Raw genomic sequence first — 24,074 nt, forward strand, 5'->3', positions numbered from 1 at the left:
CAAGGGGCACCCCGGGGCTGCGCACCCCCGCGCAGGAGGTCAGGGCTGGTCGGGGAGGGTGTAGGCGTCGGCGATGAGTTCGTAGGAGTGGACGCGGGCCGAAGGGGTGTGGGCGTTGGCGGTGATCATCAGTTCGTTGGCGCCGGTGCGCTTGGCCAGCGCGTCGAGCCCGTCCCGTACCGCGTCAGGCGTACCGTGCACGACGTTGCCGAGCCAGCCGTCGACGAAGTCCCGCTCGACCGCGCTGAACGTGTACGCCTCGGCCTCCTCGGGCGTCGGTATCAGCCCAGGCCGCCCCGTGCGCAGCCGCAGCATGGACAGCGCCCCGGTGAGCACCTGACGCCGGGCCTCCTTCTCGTCGTCGGCGGCGAGCGCGGCGGCGCCGATCAGCGCGTACGGCTCGTCCAGCACGGCGGAGGGGCGGAACGTCTCGCGGTAGAGGTCCAGGGCCGGGATGGTGTTGGCCGACGAGAAGTGGTGGGCGAACGCGAAGGGCAGCCCGAGCTGGCCCGCGAGCTGCGCGCTGAAGCCGGAGGAGCCCAGCAGCCAGACCGGCGGACGTCCGCCGTCGCCGCCCTGGACAGGTCCTGGCACGGCGTGGATGCGCGCGTAGCGGTGGCCGTCGGGGAAGTCGTCGTCGAGGAAGCGGATCAGTTCGGCGAGCTGCTGCGGGAACTCGTCGGCGCCCTCGCGGAGCTTGTCCGAGCGGCGCAGCGCGGCGGCCGTCGCGCCGTCGGTGCCGGGCGCGCGGCCCAGGCCGAGGTCGATGCGGCCCGGAGCGAGCGCCTCCAGCGTGCCGAACTGCTCGGCGATCACCAGCGGGGCGTGGTTGGGCAGCATGACGCCGCCGGAGCCGAGCCGGATGCGGCGGGTGTGCGCGGCGAGGTGGGCGAGGATCACGGCGGGCGAGGAGCTGGCGACGCCCGGCATGGAGTGGTGCTCGGCCACCCAGTAGCGGGTGAAGCCGCGGCTCTCGGCCAGGCGCGCGGTCTCCGTGGAGGCGCGCAGCGCGTCGGTCGCGGTGTGCCCGACGCCGACGTTCGCCAGGTCCAGCACGGACAGCGCGACGGGTGCCGTGCCCCGCGCCTCGCCCCTGATGGGGTCCTGGGCCGTCTCCGTGCTGTCGTTCGTGCCGTGCGCGTGCGCGTCGCTCACCGTTGGCCCCGCCTCTCGTTCTGCTGTGCCGTACAGCAGATGACAACCCCGCGCGTCCCCCGTCTCTTCCCGGTGCGCGTGTGCGACGGGCCACGGGGTGCGGGACACGGCCGTACGGACAAAGAATGCGAATGGCCGTACCGCTCCGGCGCGGGGCCGGGGCGGTACGGCCATGGCAGGCGTGCCGTGGACGTGCTGTCGTCAGGAGAAGAGGGTGCCCAGGCGCGGGCAGCGCACCTTCGTGTCCAGGAGGCGCAGCCCCTCCCAGGCGGTGACCTGGTTGGCGGTCAGTACGGGCTTGCCGAGCGTCTCCTCCAGGTCGGGGATCCAGGCGGCGGTGTGCAGTGCCGTGTCCGGGAGCAGTACCGCCTGCGCCTCGGGGTGGTCGCCGCCCCGCGCCAGTGCCAGGACCTCGTCCTTGCCCCAGGTGCCGACCTCGGCCGCCGTGATGATGCCACTGCCGCGCATCGAGACGACCTCGGCGCCCGCCGCCTTGAGGAACCCGGTGAACAGCTCGCCCACGTCCTCCGGGTAGGTCGCCGCGATGGCGACCCGCTCGGCCCCGAGCCCGCGTACCGCGCCCGCGAAGGCGAAGGACGTGCTGGAGGCGGGGAGCCCGGCCGTCGCCGACAGCTCGCGCACCTGCTCGTGCGCGCCGTCCCAGCCGAAGACGAAGCTGGCGCTGGTGCAGGCCCAGACGACCGCCTGGATGCCGTGCTCCTTGACCTCGGCGACCTTGTCGGCCAGCCGCCCGGCCGAGCCCATCTCCAGCAGCGCGTCCACGCGGTGGGCGTCCTCGCCGATGTCGGTGTGCACCAGCGGCAGCCGTACCTCGGTGCCCGCCTCGGCCAGGATGCCCTCCAGCCGGGGGTAGTCGTCCTCGGCCGAATAGCCGGGGTACAGGAATCCGACCGCCCGCGTGGGCTCTGCCGCGTTCGCCATCTACGCCTCCCGAAGCGTTGACCTTGTTCCCTGCTGTGCTGTGCTGCCCTGCTGTGTGTCCGTGGGCATGGAAGGGGCACCGGGCTGTCGGCCCGGCGCCGTGTTCGTTCCGGTGGGGTACGGGTTACGGGGTTACGGGTGTTGCGGGTCGCGGGGGCGCCCCCGTACGGGCGCCTACACGGGCGGCTGCGCGCCGCCCCACTCGTCGGGGAGGGGCGACGAGGGGTCGTGCCCCTCCATGGGCTCCGCGCTCTCGGTGCCCGCGCCCGCGAGGGCCGCCTCCGGCTCCGGCTCTGCGGGCTCGGACGCGGCGGGGACGGACGGTTCGCTCACCCCGTAGGGCTCCGGCGGCGAAGGTGCCATCGCCGCCGGGCCGCGTCGCGCGACGGGGTCGAGCAGCGCCTGGTACGGGCCGACGGCCTGCTTGCCGACGCGCCGCAGCGCCGCCCACATCGTCACCTGGTTCGCGGAGAGGACGGGCATCCTCAGCTCCGCCTCCAACTGGGGGATGACGTCGTACGTCGGAAGGTTGGTGCAGCTGATGAAGAGCGCGTCCGGCGAGTCCACGGCCGCCTCGCGGGCCATGTCCACGACGTCGCGGTACGGCACCCGCCAGATCTCGCGGGTCAGCCCGAGATAGCTGCGCCCCGTGACCGCGATCCCGGCCTCGCCGAGGAACTCCTCCAGCGAGTCGGTGACCGACTTCGTGTACGGGGTGACCACCGCGACACGCCGTGCGCCGATCTCCTCAAGGGCGTCGAGGAGGGCGCCGGAGGTGGTGAGGGAGGGCAGCTCACCGGCCTGGGCCATCGCGGCGCTCATCGCCCGCTCTCCCTCGATGCCGCCCACGAAGCTGCCGGACGTGCACGCGTAGGCGAGGACTTCCGGAGCCACCGCCACCAGCGCTTGTACGGCCTCGCGCAGCGTTTCGTGTTCGCTGACGAGGCGGGCCAGGTCGAGGCTTACCTCGACGGGGACAAAAGGAGTGCGCGTGAGGTGCAGGGATACGTCGTCCGGAACCCAGCGCCACAGCTCACGGTCCAGTGCGAAGTCGAAGGGTGCGACGATTCCGACACCGCGTTGTGGCTGCGGTCCGCCGAGGAAGGAGACATCCATTTCGAGCCCCAAAGAACGGAGGGGTGGCCTGCGGCCAGAAGCCAGCAGAAGGGGGAAAAGGAAAGCCGGACAGAAGCCGGGACGCAGGGACAGATGCCTTTGTTGACGAAGGTAGTTTGCGCTCCCTACCGTGGTCAATCCTCGCATCTGCTGCAAGATCCCGCCTTGCTCGATCAGCCAACCGCACCCTCGTTTCGAAATGGTTTCCTGCCTATGTCCGAAACCTGTGTTCTTGTCCTCGACGCCGAGCCCCTGCCCAGGCTCGATCGGCTCCGGGGGCGCGCACGCGTCGTACACGCCGACGAGAAGTCCCTCGCCGGTCATCTCCCGGAGGCCGATGTGCTTCTGGTCTGGGATTTCCTGTCCGCCGCGGTGCGGGAGGCGTGGCCTGGCGAGGGCCCCAGGCCACGCTGGGTGCACACGCCGAGCGCGGGGGTGGACCGGCTGCTGCCCGAGCTGTCCGCCTCCCCGGACACGGTCATCACGAATGCCAGGGGAGTCTTTGACCAGCCCATTGCCGAATACGTGGCCGGACTCGTTCTAGCTATGGCCAAAGATTTCCCCGGAAGCTGGGAATTGCAGCGCCGGAGGACGTGGCGACACCGGGAGACAATTCGGGTGGGCGGTACTCGTGCGCTGGTCGTCGGCTCGGGCCCAATTGGCCGCACAATTGGCCGCACACTTATGGCACTGGGTGTCACAGTCGACCTCGTTGGCCGTACAGCTCGCGACACCGATCCGGAATTCGGCCGGGTCCACGGGAACGCGGCTCTGCCGACGCTGCTCGGCGAGGCGGACTGGGTGGTCTGCGTTGCCCCGCTCACCGAGGAATCGCGCGGCCTCTTCGACGCGGCGGCCTTCTCCCGCATGAAGCCGGGCGCCCGCTTCATCAACGTCGGCCGGGGCCAGCACGTCGTCGAGGACGACCTGGTCGAGGCGCTGCGGGCCGAGCGGATCGCGGGCGCCGCGCTCGACGTCTTCGCGCAGGAGCCCCTGGCGGACGGCAGCCCGCTGTGGGACGTGCCGGGACTGCTGATCTCGCCCCATATGAGCGGCGACACGCTGGGCTGGCGCGACGACCTGGCCGAGCAGTTCCTCGACAACTTCGACCGGTGGGAGGCGGGCGAGCCCCTGCTGAACGTGGTCGACAAGGGCCTCGGCTACGTACCGAGCACGTAGCCACGCAGGTACGTAGCCAGGCAGGTACGTAGCCAGGCAGGTACGTAGCCAGGCAGGTACGTAGCCAGGCAGGTACGTAGCCACGCAAGTACGTAGCCAGGCCAGCACGCGGGTGTTCCACAGCGTTCCGTCACTCTCACCGGAAGGTGCCGCCATGTCGGATCTCACCACTCTCACCGCGACCCAGCTCGTCGCCGGGTACGCGGCAGGGGACTTCTCCCCCGTCGAGGCGGCCCGCGCGACGCTGGAGCGCGCGGAAGCCACGCAGCCGCACGTGAACGCCTTCGTCCGCATCGACGCCGAGCAGGCGCTCGGCCAGGCCAGGGAGTCCGAGGAGCGGTGGCGGCGCGGGCAGCCGCGGGGACTGGTCGACGGGGTGCCCGTGACGGTGAAGGACATCCTGCTCCAGAAGGGCGGTCCCACCTACAAGGGCTCGTGGGCCGTCGGCGACGAGGGCCCCTGGGACGAGGACGCGCCCTCCGTCGCACGGCTGCGCGAGCACGGCGCGGTCTTCCTCGGCAAGACGACGACGCCCGAGTTCGGCTGGAAGGGCGTCACCGACAGCCCCCGGCACGGTGCGACGGGCAACCCGTACGACCCGTCGCGCACGGCGGGCGGTTCCAGCGGCGGCGGCGCTGCGGCCGTCGCGCTGGGAGCGGGGCCGCTGAGCCTGGGCACGGACGGGGGCGGCTCGGTCCGCATCCCGGCCGCTTTCTGCGGGATCTTCGCGATGAAGCCGACGTACGGGCGGGTCCCGATCTACCCCGCGAGCGCCTTCGGCACCCTCGCGCACGTGGGCCCCATGACCCGGGACGCGGCGGACGCCGCGCTGCTGATGGACGTGATCACGGGCCCCGACCCGCGCGACTGGTCCCAGCTCGGCCCGGTGACCCACAGCTTCCGCGACGGGCTCGCCGGGGGCGTGGAGGGGCTGCGCGTCGCGTACTCGCCCAGCTTCGGCGGTCAGGTGGCCGTTGACCAGCAGGTGGCCGCCGCCGTGCGGCGCACCGTGGAGCGGCTCGTGGAGCTGGGCGCGCACGTCGAGGAGACCGATCCGGACCTCGCTGACCCCGTGGATGCCTTCCATACACTCTGGTTCTCGGGGGCCGCACGCGTGACGGAGAGTTTCAGCCAAGATCAGCGCGCGGCCCTGGACCCCGGTCTGCGCGAGATCTGCGAGGAGGGGGCGCGGGCCACGGCCCTCGACTACCTCGCCGCCGTCGACGTCCGCATGGCGCTGGGCAAGGCGATGGGCGCCTTCCACGAGACGTACGACCTGCTGGTGACGCCCGCGCTGCCGATCACCGCCTTCGGGGCCGGACGTGAAGTGCCCGAGGGCTCCCCGCACACGCGCTGGACGGGCTGGACGCCCTTCACCTACCCGTTCAACATGACGCAGCAGCCCGCCGCCTCCGTCCCCTGCGGGGTGGACGCCGACGGGCTGCCGGTCGGCATCCAGCTCGTGGCCGCGCGCCACCGCGACGACCTGGTGCTGCGCGCCGCGCAGGCGCTGTACGAGGCGGGGGCCGCGGACATTCCGGCCCCCGCGCTCGCCTCTCTCGTTACGCCCGCCGGAAGTTGAGCGTCTCGCCGAGCGCTCCGGCGCGCCAGAGGTCCTGACACGCCTCGGCCATCTCGTCGAGACCGTCCACGACCGCTCCCCAGACGATGCCGGGAACCCACCCGGCATCGCCGTTGATCAGGAGGTTGTTGCGCTCGTAGAAGAGCGCGAGATCGATGACGGTGGCCCGTTCGGCATGGGCGGCCTTGCCGCCCTGCTGTTCGGCCGCTGCCTCATATCCGTAGGACGCGGTGCCCAACTGGGTGTGGGAGAACGTGAAATAGCAGAGGTCTCCCGGAATGGGAGTGATAGTGGGATTCTCCAGCGGCGGCTCCTCAGGGGCGAAGGGCGGGATGAGGGCGTAGATCTCGTTGCGGGCATACTTGGCGTGGTACACGTCTCCGCCGAGCGGAAGCGCGTTCCACACCGCCTCACAAGTGATCGGCGCCCTGTCGTCGAGCAGCTTGGCTGTGCAGCTCACTCCCCGCTTGTCCAGCGAGACTTCAATGAAGCGATCGGCCATGGTGCCTCCGCATGAGGTTGGTCATTTACGTGTCAATAGTGACGCAAATGTCAACCCCACAACGACCCCATCAAGGGCCGGAAACGATCCGCATATCTTCGGCTTAACTGGGTAGCCGCGCGCCCATGGCTCCACCACGAGGGAACAACACCGGAAGTGCCGGAAGAGGTTTCACGCGCCGCTCCCTGCTCGCAGGAGCGGCGTCTTTGGGTGCGGTGGGAGCGCTCGGAGCGACGACGGCGTGCAGCCGTGTCTCCAGCGCCGACGCCGCGAACGGGGGCGATCTACTGGAACGATTGAGGGCCCAAGGGACCGTACGGCTGGGCATCGCCGGTGAACAGCCCTACAGCTACATCGACAAGGACGGCGAGCTGACCGGGTCCTCCCCGGCCATCGCCCGCGTCATCTTCGAGCGGCTGGGCATCGCCAGCGTGCAGCCGCTGCCCACCGAGTTCAACTCGCTCATCCCGGGTCTGAACTCGCAGCAGTACGACGTGGTAGCGGCGGGCATGTACATCACGCCCGAGCGCTGCGGGCAGGTGCTCTTCGCCGATCCCGAGTACGAGATGCCGGACGCGTTCATCGTGCGCAAGGGAAATCCGAAGAATCTGCGCACATACAAGGACATCAAGAAGACCGGAGCCAAAATGGCGACCGGCGTCGGTTATGCCGAAATCGACTACGCCAAGGACGCGGGCGTCGAACAGGACAGCATGATGCTGCTCCAGGACCAGCTCGCGGGACTGCTGGCCGTCGAACAGGGCAGGGCCGACGTCTTCGCGGGAACCGCGGTGACGGTCCGCAATGTGGTCAAGCAGACCAAGAGCAAGCGGGCCGAGTACACCGAGGCATTCACGCCCACTCTGGACGGCAAGCCCGATCTGGGCACCGGAGCCTTCGCGTTCAGGAAGGGCGAGGACAATCTCCGCGACGCCTTCAACGCGGAACTGCGGAAGATGAAGAAGAGCGGTGAACTCCTGCGCGTCATGAAGCCCTTCGGATTCCTGGAGGGCGAGATGACGGACATGACGGCTAAGGAGCGCTGCAAATGACCGAGCTGACAGCGGGTCTGTGGGAACTCCTGCTGAAGGGTGTCTGGGTCACGATCCAGCTCACCGTCTACAGCGCCGCACTCGGTGCCTCCGTCGCCTTCGTGGTGGGCGTGGCCAGGACGAACCGGCTGTGGATCGTCCGCTTCCTCTCCGGCCTCTACATGGAGATCTTCCGGGGCACGTCGGCGCTGGTGCTGATGTTCTGGCTGTTCTTCGTGCTGCCGGTCGCGCTCGGCTGGCAGCTGGTGCCCATGTGGGCGGCCGTGCTGGCGCTCGGGCTGTCCTACGGCGCGTACGGCTCGGAGATCGTCCGTGGCGCCATCGCCGCCGTCGCCCCCGCGCAGCGGGAAGCGGGCATCGCGCTCAGCTTCAGCCCGTGGCAGCGACTCACCAAGATCATCCTGCCGCAGGCGTGGCCGGAAATGATCCCGCCGGCCAACAACCTGCTGATCGAGCTGCTCAAGGGCACGGCGCTGGTCTCGATCATGGGCGTCGGCGACATCACCTTCGGGGCCTCGCTGGTGCGCAACGCGCTCGGCCAGAGCGCCCCGGTCTACACGATCATCCTGGTCATGTACTTCGTCCTCGCGTTCGTCCTCACCCGCGGCATGCGCGTGCTGGAACGCCACGCGAAGGCGGGCCTCGGGCAGGCGCCCCGGAAACAGGGATTCCGCACGCGCAAGCTCGAAGCGCGCGCTGAGACGGACCAGGCGGCGCGGCAGACCGCCGCCGGTGGAGGGGGTACCGCATGAGCTGGGACTGGTCGGCCGTCGGCGATTTCATGCCGTACTTCTGGGACGGCGTACTCCTCACACTCCAGGCGCTGGTGCTCGGTTCGCTGATCGCCTTCGCCCTCGGACTCGTCTGGGCCATGGCGCAGCGCTCGCGGTTCAAGGCCGTGCGCTGGCCGGTGAACGTGGTCACCGAGTTCGTCCGCAACACCCCGCTGCTGGTGCAGCTCTTCTTCCTCTACTTCGTGCTGCCCGAGTGGGGCATCACCTTCTCGGCGCTGGTCACGGGTGTCATCGGCCTCGGCCTGCACTACTCGACGTACACCGCCGAGGTCTACCGCGCCGGTATCGACGCCGTTCCCGTCGGACAGTGGGAGGCCGCCACCGCGCTGAGCCTGCCGCCCGGCCGCACGTGGGGCGCCGTGATCCTGCCGCAGGCGATCCGCCGCGTGGTGCCCGCGCTGGGCAACTACGTCGTCGCGATGCTGAAGGACTCCCCGATGATCGCCACCATCGGCGCGCTCGAACTGCTCGGCCAGGCACGGCAGTTCAGCGCGGACACCTTCCAGCCGACGGAGCCGATCACGGTCATCGGCATCGCCTTCATCCTCATCGCCTACCCGGCATCCCTGCTTATGCGAGCCCTGGAGCGTCGTCTTGTCCGTTGACAACAGCAACAGCACCTCGAAAGAGACCCCGAACCCCACCGTGGACGGCAGCGAACTGATCAAGTTCGACAACGTCACCAAGCGGTTCGGCAGCAACGTCGTCCTGGACAACCTCTGTTTCGACGTCGCCTCCGGCAAGCACGTCACCCTCATCGGCCCCTCGGGATCGGGCAAGACGACGATCCTGCGGCTGCTGATGACGCTCGTGAAGCCGGACGAGGGAACGATCAAGGTCGCCGGTGACTACCTCACCCACGAGGAGAAGAACGGCAAGCTCGTCCCGTCGGGCGAGAAGCACTCCCGTGAGGTGCGCAAGAACATCGGCATGGTGTTCCAGCAGTTCAACCTCTTCCCCAACATGAAGGTCCTGCGGAACATCACCGAGGCGCCGGTCCACGTCCTCGGGCTGGGCAAGGACGAGGCCGAGCAGCGGGCCCGCGAGCTGCTGGAACTCGTCGGCCTGACTGAACACATCGACAAGTACCCCTCGCAGCTCTCCGGCGGCCAGCAGCAGCGCGTGGCCATCGCCCGCGCGCTGGCCATGCGCCCGCAGGTGCTGCTGCTGGACGAGGTCACCTCGGCCCTGGACCCCGAACTGGTGGCGGGCGTCCTGGACGTGCTGCGCGACATCGCGCACACGACGGACATCACCATGCTGTGCGTCACCCACGAGATGAACTTCGCGCGCGACATCTCGGACGACGTGCTGATGTTCGACGCGGGCCGCGTGATCGAGTCCGGCTCCCCGGAGAAGATCTTCAGCGACCCGGAGCACGAGCGCACCCGCGAGTTCCTGAGCGCGGTCCTCTGAGAGCTGTTCTCCGGACCCGGCCCGCCGGGCGCGTACGACGGGCGCGGCCCCTCTCTCCCGAGGGACCGCGCCCGTCGCGCGCTGCCTGGCCCCGGCCCGGCCCGGCGCCAGGACCGTTGTGGCTCCCGCCAACGGCATATGCCGATAGCAGCGACAACTCCTTCGGCAGCCCCACTTCACCGCTATCGTGAGAAGCACTGCCGTGACAGGACGCGACGGTCACGGCGCAAACGGTCACACCCTCCAAGGAGGCCACCGTGGCGCTCAGGCCCGAGCCAACCGCGCCGTTCCACTCGGTGCAGTACGCGCTGCGCGTGCTGGAGGCGGTCGCCAGGCAGCGCGACGGCATCACCGAGGACGCGCTCTCCCACGAGACGGGCCTCCCACCCGGGCACCTCGCACATCTGCTGCTGATGCTGCGCCGCGAGAACTACGTCGAGCGCCTCGAGGACGGCAGCTTCGTCGTCGGCGAGTCCCTCGTCGTGCTGGGCTCGGGAGGCGACAGGGAGCGGGCACTGCGCGAGCGGCTCCAGCGCACCCTGGCCGATCTCCGCGACTCCGTCGGCGCCGCCGTCTACTACAGCCGTTACCGCGACGGCGAGCTGGAGATCGCCGAGGTCATGGACGGCCCCGGCACCCCGGCCGTGAACCAGTGGGTGGACTTCCGCTCGGCCGTGCACGCCACCGCGATCGGCAAGTGCCTGCTGGGCCAGCTCGACCACGACGGCCGCAAGGACCACCTCTCCCGCCACAAGACAGCGCGTCTCACCTCGCGGACGATCACGGACGAGGCACTGCTGCTGAACACCCTGGAGCGCCAGCCGCCGACGGTTCCCGTCCTCGATCTCCAGGAGTACGCGGTGGGCACGGTCTGCGCGGCGGTGCCGATCACGGCCGGGGCCTCCGTCGGCTGCCTCGCGCTGTCCCTGCCGGTGGAGCACGCGCACCGGCTGCGCAGGGCGGCCGAGACGCTGAGCCGGAGGGCGGCTCCGGTGCTGCTCTCGCTCTCCCTCTGAGCCCTTCCGGCCCCTCTCCGGCCGCTCCCCCCTGCCCCCGCGCTGGGCTCGCGCGCGCCCGCGCGCGTGGCACCGATCTTGGTCGGAAGCACCCCCCGGAAGGGGGTAGTATTTCTTCTGTCAGCCGGAAACGGCAGGCACCCGCGCCGCTAGCTCAGTTGGTTAGAGCAGCTGACTCTTAATCAGCGGGTCCGGGGTTCGAGTCCCTGGCGGCGCACAGAAACTGAGGCCCCTCGCGAGAGCGGGGGGCCTCAGTCGTGTCTCCACAGGCTCGGCCGCGTACGTCGACGTACGACCGCGTGCTCAGCGCTCCAGCAGCTCCTCCCGCCCGTGCGCGCGGTAGCGCCCGGCCAGCTCAGCGAGATCCGTGGCGGTGAGCGGGCGGTACGCGGTGCCCGGCGCCGTCTCCCCCTCGTACGGGCACCACCAGACCGGCTCCGCGCACCGGAACCCCTCCCCGCGCAGCGCCGCACGCTGGATCTTGTTCGTCGCCGTGACCGGCATCCGCCGCACGACGCGGACGTAGCGCGGGGCCGCCTTCGTCGAGAGGTCGCCCTGCCCGGCCAGGAACCCGGTGAACGCGACGGGGTCGAAGACGGCACCCTCCGCCAGCGCGAGGGTGGCCATGACCTGGTCGCCAGAGACGGGGTCGGGCACGGCGTAGACGGCGGCCGAGGCCGCGGCGGGAAAGCGGGCGAGGATGTTCTCGATGACGGCCGCCGCGAGGTTCTCCCCGTCGACGCGGATACGGTCGTCGGCGCGGCCAGCGAAGTGGAACCAGCCCTCCTCGTCGCGGTAGAAGAGGTCACCCGTCCAGTACCAGCCCCCGCGCGTACGGGCGGCGGCTGCCTCCTCGTTCTTCCAGTACCCCTCGAACAGGGAGCGGCGGCGCCCGCCGCCCCTGTTGACCAGCTCGCCGATCGCCTCGTTCCCGTTCAGCAGCTTCCCGTCCGGGCCTGTCCTGGCGCGGGGGCGCTCCTCGCCGGTTTCCGGGTCGACGACGGCCAGGTCCTCGCCCTCGGCGGCGCGGCCGACGGCGCCCGGCGGGGCTCCGGGTGCGTGCTGGATGGCGGCGCCGCCCTCGGACGAGCCGTAGCCCTCGACGAGCCGCACGCCGAAGCGGGCCGTGAACCGCGCCGCGTCGACCGGGCCCGCCTCGGTGCCGAAGCCGAGGCGCAGGGGGTTGTCGGCGTCGTCGGGGCGCTCGGGGGTGGCCAGCAGGTACTGCACGGCGCGGCCCACGTAGGTGAAGTAGGTCGCCCCGTGCGCCCGGACCTCGGGCAGGAAGCGGGAGGCGGAGAAGCGGCGGGAGAGCGCCACGGAGGCGCCGCCCGCGAGGGCCGGGGCCCAGCCCGCGATCACGGCGTTGCCGTGGAAGAGCGGCATGCACAGATAGTGGACGTCCGACGGGCGCACCGCGAACTGCCGCACCAGCGCCTGGCCCGCGGCGGCGAGCCGCCCCTGGCTGACGATCACCGCCTTGGGTGCGCCCGTCGAGCCCGAGGTGAAGGTGAGCAGCATCCGGCGCCCCGGTTCCGGTTTCCGCAGCGTCGCCTCGCCTGGCCGCGCGCCCTCGTAGGGGCGCAGCAGCTCGGCCCAGGCGGGCTCGTCGGTGACGAGGGTGCGCAGGGAGCGCGGGGCGCGCGGGGAACCGGGCGGCCCGGTTCCGGCCCTGGCTCCGGTTCCGAGTCCGAGCCCGGTCAGGAGCGGGAGGTGGGTCCGCTCGGTGACGAGGAGGGCGCAGTCGGTGTGGGCGATGTCGCGGGCCAGTTCCGCGCCGCGCCGGGTGGGGTTGATCCCCACCGCGGTGGCCCCGGCGAGCGCGCAGGCGGCGAGCCACATCGGGTACTCGGGGATGTTGTCGAGCAGCAGACCCACGTGCGGCTCGGCCCCGCGCGGGAGCAGGTCCGCGAGCAGCGCCGCACGGGCCGCCGCGGCGGCGGTGAAGGCGTGGTGGCTGTACGCCTCGCCCTCGAAGCGCAGGCCGCCGGGGCTGTGGTCGTCCCATCCGGCGCGTATCAGCTCGTCGACGGTGACGGCCCGCGCGCGGTCGACGTGCGCGCGGTCGGCGTGCGGGCGGTCGGCGTGAGCGGGCTCGTCGGTGTGCGGTGCGCTCATGGGCGCGCACCATAGTTGACGATGCGTCAGATGGGGAGCCCTTCGCGGCGGGTCTCGCGGCGTTCGCGGGTGGCGCCGAGCAGGGCCAGCACGACTCCGGCCACCGCCCACGCGGCCAGCACCCACAGCGGCCCCGTCAGCGCGTTGCCGTGGAAGTAGGCGATATTGCGGACGGCGTGGGTGCCCGCGCCCGGGGTGAGCCAGTCGCCGATTGCGCGCCAGAAGGGCGGGATCATGCTGCTCTGGTAGGCGCCGCCCGCGCTGGGGTTGCCGAGCACCACGAAGATCAGGATGGCCAGCCCGATCCCGATGACGCCGAAGAGGACCTGGAGCGCGATGGTCACGGCGCCCGTACCGAAGACGATCAGCGTGCCCAGCCAGGTCAGCGCCCAGAAGTGACCTGGCAGCGCCCCCAGCGCGGGGTCCACGATGACGGCGCCGCCGATGCCGGACAGGACCGCGTAGACCGCCATGACGCCGAGCCGGATGACGGCCCTGCGGACGTTGGCCGGGCGGGCGCCCGCCGTGACGCCCAGCATGGAGGCGGCCAGATAGCCGCCGACGAGCCAGCCGATGACGAGGTAGAACGCCGTCAGGCTGCCCTGGTCCTGCTCGTGCGCCGGGACCATGTCGTACACCGCGACCTGCCGGTTCTCCTTGGCCGACGCCTCCTTGACGACCTTGGTCACCGCTTCGGTGACCGAGCTGCCCGTCGCCGAGGCGACGAGGAGGGTGTCCTTGGAGCTGCGCGGGTCGGCCACGAAGGCGGCCTCCGCCTTCCGCTGCTCGACGCGCTCGCGGGCCGCCTTCTCGTCCTTGACGACGGTGGTGTCCAGCGGCTCGCCGGGAAGCGCGTCGAACCTGTCCGCCACCTGCTGCGGGGCCGCGACGGCGAGGGGGACGCGCTGGGGCTCCGGGTGGTGGAACGAGCCGATGTACGAGAGCAGGAAGCCCAGTTGGACCAGGAAGACGGCCGTCATGAGGAGGAAGGCGCGGGGGGTGATCGCGTCCCGCAGCTCGGCGACGAGGGGAGAGTTGCGCATGGGAAAGTCCTTCTTCGGCGATTTACCCCATGCATACCGCAATGTCCGCGCGCCACGCGGGAAGGGGCGGGCGGGTGAACGGAACTCCTCCGGGCGTCGGGCTGAACGTCGATCTGAACGTCGATCTGAACATTGACCCGAACATTGGTCTGGACATGACGAAGAACCAGAGGTTAGATTCGCGGCTGGTCTAGACCGCAGTACCTCAGTGCACTCCGATCCCCCCACGATCACCAGGAGCGAGCATGCGCAAGAGGATCACCGCGGCCGTCGTCGGGCTCGGGCTCGGCGGAGCGGCCATGCTGTTCACCGGCGGCTCGGCCCAGGGCCACGGCTTCAGCACCGACCCCACCAGCCGTCAGTCGCACTGCGCCGACGGCACCGTCAGCGACTGCGGGCCCATCCAGCACGAGCCGCAGAGCGTCGAGGGCCCCAAGGGCTTCCCTGAGGCGGGCCCGGAGGACGGCGCCATCTGCTCGGGCGGCAACGAGGGCTTCAAGCAGCTCGACGACCCGCGCGGCGGCGAGTGGCCCACCACCAAGCTGACGGCGGGCGCGAACCACACCTTCACATGGTCGCTGACGGCCATGCACTCGACGACGGACTTCCGCTACTACGTCACCAAGGACGGCTGGGACCCGAGCAAGCCCCTCACCCGCGCCGACCTGGAGCCCGAGCCCTTCCTGACGGTGCCGATGAACGGCGAGCAGCCGCCGTCGCAGTGGAGCGCCGAGGGCAAGCTCCCCGAGGGGAAGACGGGCAAGCACCTGATCCTGAGCGTGTGGAACATCGCCGACACGGCGAACGCGTTCTACGCCTGCTCCGACGTCGAGTTCTGACCCGGAGCGGAAGGAACCCTGGCGGCGAGGAAGCCGGGCGACGCGATGCGGGCCGGGCCGCGGGAATCCCGCGGCCCGGCCCCTTCCCGCCGAGCGCCCGAGAGGCCGCGCAGCGGTCAGAAGCGGACGTCCGAGCAGGCGTAGAAGGCGTTGCCCGTGTCCGCGATCGTCCACACCGCGAGGATGAGGTGCCTGCCGGACTTGTTCGGCAGCGTGCCCGAGTGGCTCTCCGTGTAGCCGGGCCGACGGCCGTTCATGGGGACGGTGAGGAACGGCGCGGTCTCCAGGTCCGCGCGGGTCAGCTTGCGGCTGCCGTCCCAGCCGTCCTTGGTGATGTAGTAGCGGAAGTCCGTCGTCGCGTGCGGCGCCGTGTTCCGCCAGGTGAAGGTGTAGCTCTGACCCGCCGTCAGCTTGGTGGTGGGCCACTGTCCGCCGCGCGGGTCGTCCAGTTCGGCGAACCGCGCGTTGCCGCCCGCGCAGATGGTGCCGTCGCGCGGCCCTGAGGCGGGGAAGCCCTTGGGGCCCTCGACGCTCTGGGGCTCCCACTGGATCTGACCGCAGCCGGTCACGGTGCCGTTGGCGCAGTACATCTGCCTGCTGGGCGGGGTGGTCGAGTAGCCGTGCGCCTGCGCGGGGCCGCCGGTGACCAGCACCGACGTTCCCGCGATGCCGAGGACGGCCAGGCCCGTGGTGATCCTGCTTCGCATCCTTCGTCGCATGCCGCGCTCCTAAGAACGTGAGGGGTTGCGAGAGCTGGTCCAGACCAACTCTGAAGCTAGCGCCGTCAATTAGGCATGTCCAGACCAATAGTGGGGGAAGTCGCACCTTCACATGGCGAAAGGGGACCGGCGTCCGCGAAACTCGCCGTATGCTCCCCGCGACCCTCACCCCACGCGCCCTCGGCCGCGCCCTCCTCGCACGTCAACTGCTCACCGAGCGGGCGCGGATGACCGCGCTGGACGCCGTCGAACACCTCGTCGGCCTCCAGGCGCAGGCGCCCAGGCCGCCCTACTTCGGGCTCTGGTCCCGCCTCGCCGACTTCCGGGCCGAGGAGCTGTCGGCCCTGCTGCTGGACCGCAGCGCCGTCCGCGTCAGCGTGATGCGCGGCACCGTCCACCTCCTCAGCGCCCGCGACTGCGTCCAGCTCGCGCCGCTGACCCGGCCGCTGTACGAGCGGGCCGTGCGGAGCCGATGGCGCGCCGAGCTGGCCGGGACCGACCCCCAGGAGATCGCCGACGCCGGGCTCCCCCTCGTACGGGAGAGCCCGCGCCCGGCAGCCGAGCTGGGCACGCTGCTCCAGGAGCGCTGGCCGGGGCGCGACCCGCGCATGCTCTCCCAGGTGGTGCGCCATCTCGCCCCCGTCGTGCAGATCCCCCCGAGGGGCGTGTGGGGGCGCGCGGGCGCTCCGGTGTACGCGGCGGCCGAGACCTGGCTCGGCAGACCCATGGCCAAGGAACCGTGCGTCGAGACCGTCCTGCTGCGCTATCTGCGCGCGTTCGGGCCCGCCTCGGTCATGGACGCGCAGCAGTGGTCGGGACTGACCAGGCTGGGCGAGGTCATGGAGCGGCTGCGGCCACAGCTCAGGGTCTTCACGGACGGGTCGGGACGCGAACTGTTCGACGTGCCGGAGGCGCCGCGCCCGGACCCGGAGCTGCCCGTGCCGCCGCGCTTCGTCGCCGAGTACGACAACCTCGTCCTCGCGCACGCCGACCGCACCCGGCTGATCGACGAGCGCGACCGCGCGCACCTCGCGAGCCGCAACGGCCAGGTCCCCGGCACCGTGCTGCTGGACGGCGCGGTGTGCGGGACGTGGCAGACCGGGGAGAGCCGGGGCGCCGCGACGCTGACCGTGACGCCCTTCCGGTGGCTCTCCGACGCGGAGGAGCGGGAACTGGCCGAGGAGGGCGAACGGCTGCTCGCCTTCGCCACGGGCTCGCCGGGCTCGTCGGGCTCCACGGGCGCGCCGGGCACCTCGGGCACGGGAGTGACACGCACCGTCAGCTTCACCGCACCGCCCCGGACGTAGGATGTCCACGGTCACTGGGAGGGCGACGTGAACAACCGGGGAATGGCACGTGAGATCCAGGAGCGGATCAAGAAGCTGATCGTCGACCGGAGACTGCCCTCCGGGGCCCCGATGCCCACCGAGAACGAGCTGATGGAACAGCTCGGCGTCAGCCGCAACTCCGTGCGCGAGGCGCTCAAGGCGCTCCAGGCGATGGGGATCGTCGAGATCCGGCACGGCTTCGGTACCTACGTCGGCGCGATGGACATGGCCCCGATGATCGAGGGCCTCACCTTCCGCACCGTCGCGGCGCACTACCGGGGCGAGGACAGCCTGTCGGAGCTGCTGGAGCTGCGCGAGGCGATAGAGACCGGGCTCATCGCCCGGCTGGTGAGCGGGCCGGCGCCCGAGACGGATCTGGACGAACTCCAGGAACTGGTCGCACGGATGGGCGAGGAGGCGGACGCGGGGGGCGTGCGCGCCGGTACGGACCGCGCCTTCCACATCGCCCTTTACCGCGGTCTGGGCAACACCCTGCTGAGCGAGGTCCTCGACGCCTTCTGGGACGCCTTCCACCGCGTGCGGACCGACCTCGCCGATCTCCATCAGGACCCCAAGACCACCCGTGACCAGCACGCGGAGATCCTCGCCGCCGTGCAGTCGGGGGACGTGCTGCGGGCCGAGGCCGCAGTGCGCGAGCACTTCGACAACATCCGCGCACGGCTTCGCTCCACGGTTCCCACACAGTCCACTCGAATTGATGACGCGTCCGTCACATCTGCTACGGCAATCCCGCCCCTTCGCGGGTAAACAGCGTCTTTCCGGCCTTGCGCTCCCGTAGCGACTCGGGGAACCTGCTGGAGATTCGCCGATTCGCCAAGATCCGGTGCGGGGACCGGAGCCGGGGACGACGCCCGTACGCAATCGGCGACGGTCACCATGCAACCGCGCGGCGGCCCGGCCTTGTCTGACTCAGTGGCGGCCGTCGCGCGCCGCGCCCGGGCCGGGGGACCAGAAGGACGCGGGCACGTACGAGCACACGCAGCACACTGCGTGCGGGGGGATGGACTCATGACGTCGACACCGCCACACAGTGCCCGGCAACAGCAGCCCGGCTACGACCCGTCGCAGACCGCCCAGTTGCGCATACCGCGCCAGCACAGACCGCGCGGCACCAACGGCCGCGGTCTGCGCTGGTCACCCAAGGCCCTGCCCCGTTACGACTACGAGCACTACAGCCGTCTCGCGGGCCCCCTCACCCAGCCCGACCCGGACAAGCCCTACCGCGTCCGCTACCGCAGCCTGCTCGCCGACGAGCCGCACCGCGTCAGGGCCGCCGTGCTGCTGTGCCTGGCGCCGCTCGTCTCCGCCGGGCTGCTGGTCTGGCTGATGCAGCCCCAGCACTGGACGCAGCGCGACGCGGGCGAGGTCTCGGACCTGGTGCTGAAGCTCGACATCGTCATGCTGGTCTCCATCGGCCTCATCGAGCTGTTCCGCACCCTCAACGTGCTCTCCAACGCACACGCCACGCTGGTCGCGAGAGACCCCATACCCGTGGTCCCCGAATCCGGTACCAAGGTCGCCTTCCTCACCTCGTTCGTGCCCGGCAAGGAGCCGATCGAGATGGTGACGAAGACCCTCGAAGCCGCCGTGAAGATCCGGCACCGGGGGCTGCTGCACGTCTGGCTGCTCGACGAGGGCGACGACCCCGAGGTCAAGGAGGTCTGCGCCAGGCTGGGCGTCCACCACTTCTCCCGCAAGGGCGTGCCCGAGTGGAACCGCGAGAAGGGCCCGCACCGCGCGAAGACCAAGCACGGCAACTACAACGCCTGGCTGGCCGCGCACGGCGCGCGGTACGACTACTTCGCCTCCGTCGACACCGACCATGTGCCGCTGCCCAACTACCTGGAGCGGATGCTCGGTTACTTCCGCGACCCGGACGTCGGCTTCGTCATCGGGCCGCAGGTCTACGGCAACTACGACAACTTCGTCACCAAGGCCGCCGAGAGCCAGCAGTTCCTCTTCCACGCCCTCATCCAGCGCGCGGGCAACCGCTACGAAGCGCCCATGTTCGTCGGCACCAGCAACGCCGTGCGCATCAGCGCCATCAAGGGCATCGGCGGCCTCTACGACTCCATCACGGAGGACATGGCGACGGGCTTCGAGATGCACCGCGCCAAGAACTCCGCGACGGGCAACAAGTGGCGCTCGGTCTACACCCCGGACGTGCTCGCCGTCGGCGAGGGCCCCAACGCCTGGACGGACTTCTTCACCCAGCAGCTGCGCTGGTCGCGCGGGACCTACGAGACGATCCTCAAGCAGTACGGCAGGGGCGTCTTCACCCTCGGCCCGGGGAAGCTCTTCAACTACACGATGCTGATGCTGTTCTACCCGATCTCGGCGCTGAACTGGATCCTCGCGGCCCTGAGCTGCGCCCTCTTCCTGGGCCTGGGCGCCTCGGGTGTGCAGATCGACCCCGCCGTGTGGATGGCGCTGTACGGCAACGCCACGGCGCTCCAGATCGGCCTCTACGTCTGGAACCGGCGCCACAACGTCTCCCCGCACGAGCCGGAGGGCTCCGGGGGCCTCGCCGGGATGCTGATGTCCGCGCTGTCGGCGCCCATCTACGCACGCTCCCTCTTCGACACGGTGCTGCGCCGCAAGAGCAAGTTCGTGGTGACCCCGAAGGGCGACTCGGCCAGCCCCGACACCCTCTTCGGCACCTTCCGGGTGCACCTCTTCTTCATCCTCGTCTTCGGCGGCTCGCTGGGCGGCTCCTTCTACCTGGGCCACGACCACCCCGCGATGCTGACGTGGGCCGCGCTCGCCATGCTCATCACGGCGGCGCCGATCATCGGCTGGCGGTTCACCGTCCGCGCCGAGAAGAAGAAGCGCAGACAGGAGCGCCGGGAACGTCAGGAGCAGGCGCCACAGGCGCAGGCGCAGGCACAGCCACAGGCGCAGCCGAACTCGCTGCGGCAGCCGCTCCCTCAAGAGCAGCCGCCGAGCTGGGCCGCCACTCCTGACGAGACCATGCACACCGCCCTTGGGGGACGCAAGCAATGAAGTACCGACCGACCCGCCGCACCCGTCGCATAGCGATCGGTGCGGCGGTGGTCCTCGTGATCGCCGGTTTCAACGGGCCCGCGCTCTACGGCTTCGCCTCGGAGCAGTACCACGAGTACAAGATCAACCAGCCGGAGTACAAGGCCGAGAACGGGCACTGGCAGACCGTCGACGTCCCCGAGAAGTACAAGATCAACACGATCCACGCGGCGCTGCTCCACACCGGCAAGGTCCTGCTGGTGGCGGGCTCGGGCAACGACGCGAAGCAGTTCAAGGCGAAGACCTTCCGGACGGTCCTGTGGGACCCGGAGAAGAACACCTTCAAGAACATCCCCACCCCCAACGACCTCTTCTGCGCCGGGCACACCCAGCTTCCCGACGGCAAGCTGCTGGTCGCGGGCGGCACGCAGCGCTACGAGAAGCTCGGCGGCGACGTGAAGAAGGCCGGCGGCCTGATGATCGTCCACAACGAGAGCCCGGACCGCGCCAAGACCCTCAAGGCGGGCACCCGCTTCACGGGCAGGGACAACGGCAAGACGTTCGTCGCCAAGGACAACGTCCTCGTCCCCCGCGCCAAGAAGACGGCCGACCCGGTCACGGGCCAGGTCAAGGTCACCCCCAGCTTCGCGCGGGTCTACGTGGAGGCCGAGAAGGAGGGCAAGAAGTACCAGACGGGCACCGAGGACAACTACCGGGTGCAGGGTCTGCGGGGCGCCGAGCGGAAGAACATCTACGGCATCGCCCAGAAGCTCTCCTTCGACAAGAAGGACTTCCAGGGGATCAAGGACGCCTACGAGTTCGACCCCGTAGCCGAGCGCTACATCACCGTCGACCCGATGAACGAGGCGCGCTGGTACCCGACGCTGACCACCCTGGAGGACGGCAAGGTCCTCTCGGTCTCCGGGCTCGACGAGATCGGGCAGGTCGTCCCCGGCAAGAACGAGATCTACGACCCGGACACGAAGAAGTGGTCGTACCTGCCCAGGACGCGCTTCTTCCCGACGTACCCCTCCCTGCACCTCACCGACGACAACGAGCTGTTCTACTCCGGCGCCAACGCCGGTTACGGGCCCGCCGACAAGGGCCGCACCCCCGGCATCTGGAACCTGGAGACCAACGGCTTCCGCAAGATCCCCGGCATGAGCGACCCGGACGCGCTGGAGACGGCCATGACCGTGCCGCTCCCGCCCACCCAGGACCGCAGGTACATGGTGCTCGGGGGCGGCGGCGTCGGCGAGTCCAAGAAGGCCACCGAGAAGACCCGCATCGTGGACCTCAAGGAGGACGCGCCGCGCTTCCGTGACGGGCCCGACCTCTACGCCAAGGCCCGCTACCCCAGCAGCGTCATCCTCCCGGACGACACGGTGCTGACCACGAACGGCTCCGGGGACTACCGGGGGCGCAGCGACAGCAACATCCTCAAGGCCGAGATCTACGACCCGAGGACCAACGCCAAGAAGGGCGTGGCCGATCCGCTGGTGGGCCGCAACTACCACTCGGGCGCGCTGCTGCTGCCCGACGGGCGCGTGATGACGTTCGGCTCCGACTCGCTCTACGGCGACGCGGCCAATACCAAACCGGGCACCTTCGAGCAGCAGATCGACATCTACACCCCGCCGTACCTGCACAAGAGCGGCGAGCGCCCGGAACTCAAGGACGACGGGAAGGCCCGCAAGACGGTCCGGCTCGGGGGCAGTGTGTCGTTCAAGAGCAAGGACGCGAAGGACATCAAGAAGATGCGCCTGATGCGGCCCAGCTCCTTCACGCACGTCACGAACGTCGAGCAGTCCTCCGTGGCACTGGACTTCGAGCGTACGGACGACGGCGTCTCCGTCACCCTGCCCGAGGACCCCTCGCTGGTCCCGCCCGGCTGGTGGATGGTCACGGCGGTCGACGGCAAGGGGCTGCCGTCGGAGTCCCTGTGGGTCAAGGTCCCCACGTCGCCGACGGCCCAGTCCCCGACGACGGTCGCCGAGTCCCCGTGACGTGGTGACGTCTCCGGCGCACACATCGCGCACCTCACGCACATGAGGAAGGGCCCCTCGCCCTTGGCGGGTTCCAGCGATCCCCGCGACACCCTGGAGTTCAGGGAGTTGCGGGGATCGTGGGTTTTGAGGAGTTGAGGGCGGGGTTCTTTGAGGCGAGGCGCTGGTTCGGGAGGACGGCGGTATCGCGGGTGCCGCCCGCCGAACCACGGCCCGACCGCATCCTCCACAGACGCCGGGCCATCAGCGACGCTCTCCGCTCTCGTACGAGAGCAGCAGCCCCGGCCGTCCGCGACGGGGGCCAGGGCGCGGACGGCCGGGTGTCCTGGCGTGTCCACCCGCCGGGGCGGGTGCCGTCCCCGCCAGGACGTGGGACCCGTCCCCTGGACCGCTGCCGACGGTTCCCCCAGGGGACGGGCGTGTGTGGGTCAGCCCGGGGGTGTGACGGTGGCCAGTTGGAGGGTGCGTCCGCCGACGAGGGGTGCGGTGAGGATGACGGTGCGGCCCTGGTGTTCAAGAGCCTTGCCGATCCGGGCATGCCGGGCGTGCCACCAGTGCCGGGGCGCGAGGAGGGTGGACAGGCAGTCGCGTGCCTCCCCGTTGACGGTGATGCGCTCGCCCTTCTCGCGCAGGCGGAGGGCGTGGCAGGCGTAGCCGGTGAGGAGGGTGGCGAGGTTGCCTTCCATGATCTCGATGACCTGTCCGGACGGCAGGGGACGCGGGTAGCTGGTGAGGAAGGCGGTCCCGTGCGGCAGTTCGTACATGAGGCGTACGGCGCGGTCCTGGATGCGGCGCATCACGAAGTGCGCCTGCTGGCCTTCCAGGACGGCGACGGGGAAGCCCGCTGTGGTGGCCCAGCCGTGGGGGTCGTAGAAGACGTCCTCGGGGTCGGCGGGGATGAGGACGGTGTGGTCACGGGGCACGGGGCTGCTCCTGGAAGTCAGTGGGTGACGGTGACGTAGAGAAGGACGACGATGAGTGCGGCGAGCACGGTGATGGAGGCGATCTGCTCGCGCCGCCCCGGCGGGCACAGCGGGCAGGCGAGGACGGGCTGGTCCGGGCCGGACAAGGCGGTCACCCACTGGTCTGGGCGGCCTTCCTCCGTCCAGCAGCGGCACCAGGCGCAGATCCCCGGCATCCCGCTCACGGCCGCCACCCCGAAAGCCGGGGCGACCGGGTCACGAGCTGGTGGGGTGTCTGCGGCCGGAGGACGGGAAGAGGTTCGGGGCCGATGACCAGAGTGCTGCCGTCCACGAAGAGGAGATGACGGCGCTCGCAGCCCACGGCGCGCAGGTCCTCGACGGCGCGGTAGGCACCGGCGACGACGAGGATGTCGCCCACGCGGACGGTGCGCGCGGTCACCTCGACCGGCGCGAGCAGCCAGGCCGGGGCGGGACGGCCCTTCACGGCGGGCTCACCACCCGCAGGACAGGCGGCGCGGGCTCGTCTTCCGGATCAGGCTCAGCCTTGCCGGTACGGCGTTTCCCCGCGCCGGAGAGGACAGCGATGGCACGGACCAGCTCCTCACCCGTCACGGCGATGCGGTCCAGGGCGTACCCGACGTAGCGACGGTGCCGCGCGCACAGCCACAGCGGCCGGTAGTAGGGACTCGTTCCTGCGGTGACGTGTTCGCGTACGTCGCCCTCGTGCACCGGGTCCTCGACGCCGCACTCGTGCCCGTGCCCGGTCACCGTGCCGCCTCCGGATTCTGGGCGCGGGCCTCGTCCTCGACGGCGATGTCGGCCGCGCACCGGTCGCAGACCTTCACGGGAACGATGCGCGTGCGCGTCTGCGGACTCGCACCCCGCTCGTCACCCGAGTACAGCTCAAGAACGGTCACCGTGCCCGGCCGCTGGCGGCAGCGGAAACACCGCGCGCTCACCGCCCGGCCCTGCTCTCGTGCTCGCGGGGCCCGTGCTCGGCGCGGATGACGGCGTCGAGGACGACGTACAGCAGCCGCGCGTCGGTGAGCCCGTGATCCGCCCACGACCTTATCCAGTGCGGGGAGGCGGAACGGGTGCACCAGCCGGGCGGAACCGTCACGTGCTGCGTGGTGCTGAGCAGTTGCACCCACGAGGTCTCGGGGACCACCCACCCCTCCGTCGCGCGCGGCGGGACGAGCCAGGTCAGCCGACGCCCGTAGGGGTCCCGGATCACCGCCCCCGACTCCCGCCCGAGCCGCGCCAGCACCCGGTCACCCAGATACGACGGGATGTAGGGTCGGACCGGAGCGCCCTGTCTGTCTTGTCGGCAGGTGGGTTTCT

The 24,074-nt window shown here is 70.5% G+C and carries 25 protein-coding genes and 1 tRNA gene; 13 read left to right on the forward strand and 13 right to left on the reverse strand.

Going from position 1 to position 24,074, the window contains the following annotated elements:
- Nucleotides 1-39: 39 nt before the first annotated feature.
- The 3 genes from ACYVOO_RS31230 to ACYVOO_RS31240 all read right to left on the reverse strand — a co-directional run bounded on the left by ACYVOO_RS31230 (nucleotide 40) and on the right by ACYVOO_RS31240 (nucleotide 3,213).
- Nucleotides 40-1,155 (reverse strand): LLM class flavin-dependent oxidoreductase, encoded by a 1,116-nt coding sequence (locus ACYVOO_RS31230; protein WP_461019069.1) that lies wholly within the window; start codon nucleotides 1,153-1,155, stop codon nucleotides 40-42.
- Between the two features lie 201 nt (nucleotides 1,156-1,356).
- Nucleotides 1,357-2,097, reverse strand: coding sequence for a maleate cis-trans isomerase family protein (locus ACYVOO_RS31235; RefSeq protein WP_461019070.1), 741 nt, complete (start codon nucleotides 2,095-2,097; stop codon nucleotides 1,357-1,359).
- A gap of 174 nt (nucleotides 2,098-2,271) precedes the next feature.
- The gene (locus tag ACYVOO_RS31240) at nucleotides 2,272-3,213 is read right to left on the reverse strand and encodes a maleate cis-trans isomerase family protein (protein ID WP_461019071.1); all 942 of its coding nucleotides are present in this window, start codon (nucleotides 3,211-3,213) and stop codon (nucleotides 2,272-2,274) included.
- A gap of 213 nt (nucleotides 3,214-3,426) precedes the next feature.
- On the opposite strand from ACYVOO_RS31240, the gene ACYVOO_RS31245 reads away from it, so the two are divergent.
- A complete protein-coding gene (locus ACYVOO_RS31245) occupies nucleotides 3,427-4,392 on the forward strand; it encodes a D-2-hydroxyacid dehydrogenase (RefSeq protein ID WP_461019072.1) in 966 nt (321 codons plus the stop codon).
- A gap of 154 nt (nucleotides 4,393-4,546) precedes the next feature.
- Nucleotides 4,547-5,974 (forward strand): amidase, encoded by a 1,428-nt coding sequence (locus ACYVOO_RS31250; protein ID WP_461019073.1) that lies wholly within the window; start codon nucleotides 4,547-4,549, stop codon nucleotides 5,972-5,974.
- Here ACYVOO_RS31250 and ACYVOO_RS31255 read toward each other — a convergent pair.
- Nucleotides 5,955-6,476, reverse strand: a complete 522-nt coding sequence (locus tag ACYVOO_RS31255) for a DUF3830 family protein (protein WP_461019074.1) — start codon at nucleotides 6,474-6,476, stop codon at nucleotides 5,955-5,957. The genes ACYVOO_RS31250 and ACYVOO_RS31255 overlap by 20 nt on opposite strands.
- A 125-nt stretch (nucleotides 6,477-6,601) precedes the next feature.
- Here ACYVOO_RS31255 and ehuB point away from each other — a divergent pair, with 125 nt between their 5' ends.
- The 6 genes from ehuB (at nucleotide 6,602) to ACYVOO_RS31285 (ending at nucleotide 10,971) form a co-directional block, all read left to right on the forward strand.
- Complete coding sequence (ehuB, locus tag ACYVOO_RS31260) at nucleotides 6,602-7,528, forward strand: ectoine/hydroxyectoine ABC transporter substrate-binding protein EhuB (protein ID WP_461019075.1); 927 nt, start codon at nucleotides 6,602-6,604, stop codon at nucleotides 7,526-7,528.
- Nucleotides 7,525-8,280: an ectoine/hydroxyectoine ABC transporter permease subunit EhuC gene (gene ehuC, locus ACYVOO_RS31265; RefSeq protein ID WP_461019076.1), complete on the forward strand. Its 756-nt coding sequence runs from the start codon at nucleotides 7,525-7,527 to the stop codon at nucleotides 8,278-8,280. The genes ehuB and ehuC overlap by 4 nt, the downstream gene beginning before the upstream one ends.
- A complete protein-coding gene (ehuD, locus tag ACYVOO_RS31270) occupies nucleotides 8,277-8,927 on the forward strand; it encodes an ectoine/hydroxyectoine ABC transporter permease subunit EhuD (RefSeq protein ID WP_453345649.1) in 651 nt (216 codons plus the stop codon). Before ehuC ends, ehuD begins: the two co-directional genes overlap by 4 nt.
- Nucleotides 8,928-8,967: 40 nt before the next feature.
- Nucleotides 8,968-9,738, forward strand: coding sequence for an ectoine/hydroxyectoine ABC transporter ATP-binding protein EhuA (ehuA, locus tag ACYVOO_RS31275; RefSeq protein WP_453345681.1), 771 nt, complete (start codon nucleotides 8,968-8,970; stop codon nucleotides 9,736-9,738).
- Between the two features lie 257 nt (nucleotides 9,739-9,995).
- Nucleotides 9,996-10,754: an IclR family transcriptional regulator gene (locus ACYVOO_RS31280; protein WP_461019077.1), complete on the forward strand. Its 759-nt coding sequence runs from the start codon at nucleotides 9,996-9,998 to the stop codon at nucleotides 10,752-10,754.
- 143 nt (nucleotides 10,755-10,897) lie between these two features.
- Nucleotides 10,898-10,971, forward strand: a tRNA-Lys gene (locus ACYVOO_RS31285).
- A gap of 86 nt (nucleotides 10,972-11,057) precedes the next feature.
- Here the strand turns inward: ACYVOO_RS31285 and ACYVOO_RS31290 are convergent.
- Together ACYVOO_RS31290 and ACYVOO_RS31295 are read right to left on the reverse strand one after the other, a co-directional pair.
- On the reverse strand, nucleotides 11,058-12,872 hold the full coding sequence (locus tag ACYVOO_RS31290) for an AMP-binding protein (protein WP_461019078.1): 1,815 nt from the start codon (nucleotides 12,870-12,872) through the stop codon (nucleotides 11,058-11,060).
- Between the two features lie 26 nt (nucleotides 12,873-12,898).
- Nucleotides 12,899-13,915 carry an ABC transporter permease gene (locus ACYVOO_RS31295; RefSeq protein ID WP_461019079.1) on the reverse strand — a complete coding sequence of 339 codons (1,017 nt, stop codon included), beginning with the start codon at nucleotides 13,913-13,915 and terminating at the stop codon, nucleotides 12,899-12,901.
- Between the two features lie 245 nt (nucleotides 13,916-14,160).
- On the opposite strand from ACYVOO_RS31295, the gene ACYVOO_RS31300 reads away from it, so the two are divergent.
- A complete protein-coding gene (locus tag ACYVOO_RS31300; RefSeq protein ID WP_453345653.1) occupies nucleotides 14,161-14,754 on the forward strand; it encodes a lytic polysaccharide monooxygenase auxiliary activity family 9 protein in 594 nt (197 codons plus the stop codon).
- 116 nt (nucleotides 14,755-14,870) lie between these two features.
- On the opposite strand, the gene ACYVOO_RS31305 is transcribed toward ACYVOO_RS31300, so the two are convergent.
- Nucleotides 14,871-15,461: a lytic polysaccharide monooxygenase auxiliary activity family 9 protein gene (locus ACYVOO_RS31305; RefSeq protein WP_461019098.1), complete on the reverse strand. Its 591-nt coding sequence runs from the start codon at nucleotides 15,459-15,461 to the stop codon at nucleotides 14,871-14,873.
- Nucleotides 15,462-15,622: 161 nt separating this feature from the next.
- Here ACYVOO_RS31305 and ACYVOO_RS31310 point away from each other — a divergent pair, with 161 nt between their 5' ends.
- The 4 genes from ACYVOO_RS31310 (at nucleotide 15,623) to glxA (ending at nucleotide 21,810) form a co-directional block, all read left to right on the forward strand.
- On the forward strand, nucleotides 15,623-16,780 hold the full coding sequence (locus ACYVOO_RS31310) for a winged helix DNA-binding domain-containing protein (protein WP_461019080.1): 1,158 nt from the start codon (nucleotides 15,623-15,625) through the stop codon (nucleotides 16,778-16,780).
- Nucleotides 16,781-16,822: 42 nt separating this feature from the next.
- A complete protein-coding gene (locus ACYVOO_RS31315; RefSeq protein ID WP_461019081.1) occupies nucleotides 16,823-17,569 on the forward strand; it encodes a FadR/GntR family transcriptional regulator in 747 nt (248 codons plus the stop codon).
- A gap of 261 nt (nucleotides 17,570-17,830) precedes the next feature.
- Nucleotides 17,831-19,825: a glycosyltransferase family 2 protein gene (locus ACYVOO_RS31320; RefSeq protein WP_461019082.1), complete on the forward strand. Its 1,995-nt coding sequence runs from the start codon at nucleotides 17,831-17,833 to the stop codon at nucleotides 19,823-19,825.
- On the forward strand, nucleotides 19,822-21,810 hold the full coding sequence (glxA, locus tag ACYVOO_RS31325; protein ID WP_461019083.1) for a radical copper oxidase GlxA: 1,989 nt from the start codon (nucleotides 19,822-19,824) through the stop codon (nucleotides 21,808-21,810). The genes ACYVOO_RS31320 and glxA overlap by 4 nt, the downstream gene beginning before the upstream one ends.
- Before the next feature lie 428 nt (nucleotides 21,811-22,238).
- Here the strand turns inward: glxA and ACYVOO_RS31330 are convergent, their stop codons facing one another.
- The 6 genes from ACYVOO_RS31330 to ACYVOO_RS31355 all read right to left on the reverse strand — a co-directional run.
- Nucleotides 22,239-22,733 (reverse strand): hypothetical protein, encoded by a 495-nt coding sequence (locus ACYVOO_RS31330; RefSeq protein ID WP_461019084.1) that lies wholly within the window; start codon nucleotides 22,731-22,733, stop codon nucleotides 22,239-22,241.
- 17 nt (nucleotides 22,734-22,750) lie between these two features.
- Nucleotides 22,751-22,957, reverse strand: a complete 207-nt coding sequence (locus tag ACYVOO_RS31335; RefSeq protein ID WP_461019085.1) for a hypothetical protein — start codon at nucleotides 22,955-22,957, stop codon at nucleotides 22,751-22,753.
- A complete protein-coding gene (locus ACYVOO_RS31340) occupies nucleotides 22,954-23,217 on the reverse strand; it encodes a hypothetical protein (protein WP_461019086.1) in 264 nt (87 codons plus the stop codon). Before ACYVOO_RS31340 ends, ACYVOO_RS31335 begins: the two co-directional genes overlap by 4 nt.
- Complete coding sequence (locus tag ACYVOO_RS31345; protein ID WP_461019087.1) at nucleotides 23,214-23,501, reverse strand: hypothetical protein; 288 nt, start codon at nucleotides 23,499-23,501, stop codon at nucleotides 23,214-23,216. Before ACYVOO_RS31345 ends, ACYVOO_RS31340 begins: the two co-directional genes overlap by 4 nt.
- Nucleotides 23,498-23,692 carry a hypothetical protein gene (locus tag ACYVOO_RS31350; protein WP_461019088.1) on the reverse strand — a complete coding sequence of 65 codons (195 nt, stop codon included), beginning with the start codon at nucleotides 23,690-23,692 and terminating at the stop codon, nucleotides 23,498-23,500. Before ACYVOO_RS31350 ends, ACYVOO_RS31345 begins: the two co-directional genes overlap by 4 nt.
- A partial coding sequence (locus tag ACYVOO_RS31355; RefSeq protein WP_461019089.1) for a hypothetical protein occupies nucleotides 23,689-24,074 on the reverse strand: 386 nt, incomplete at its 5' end. The genes ACYVOO_RS31350 and ACYVOO_RS31355, both read right to left, overlap by 4 nt.

The sequence above is a fragment of the Streptomyces daliensis genome, assembly GCF_054782395.1.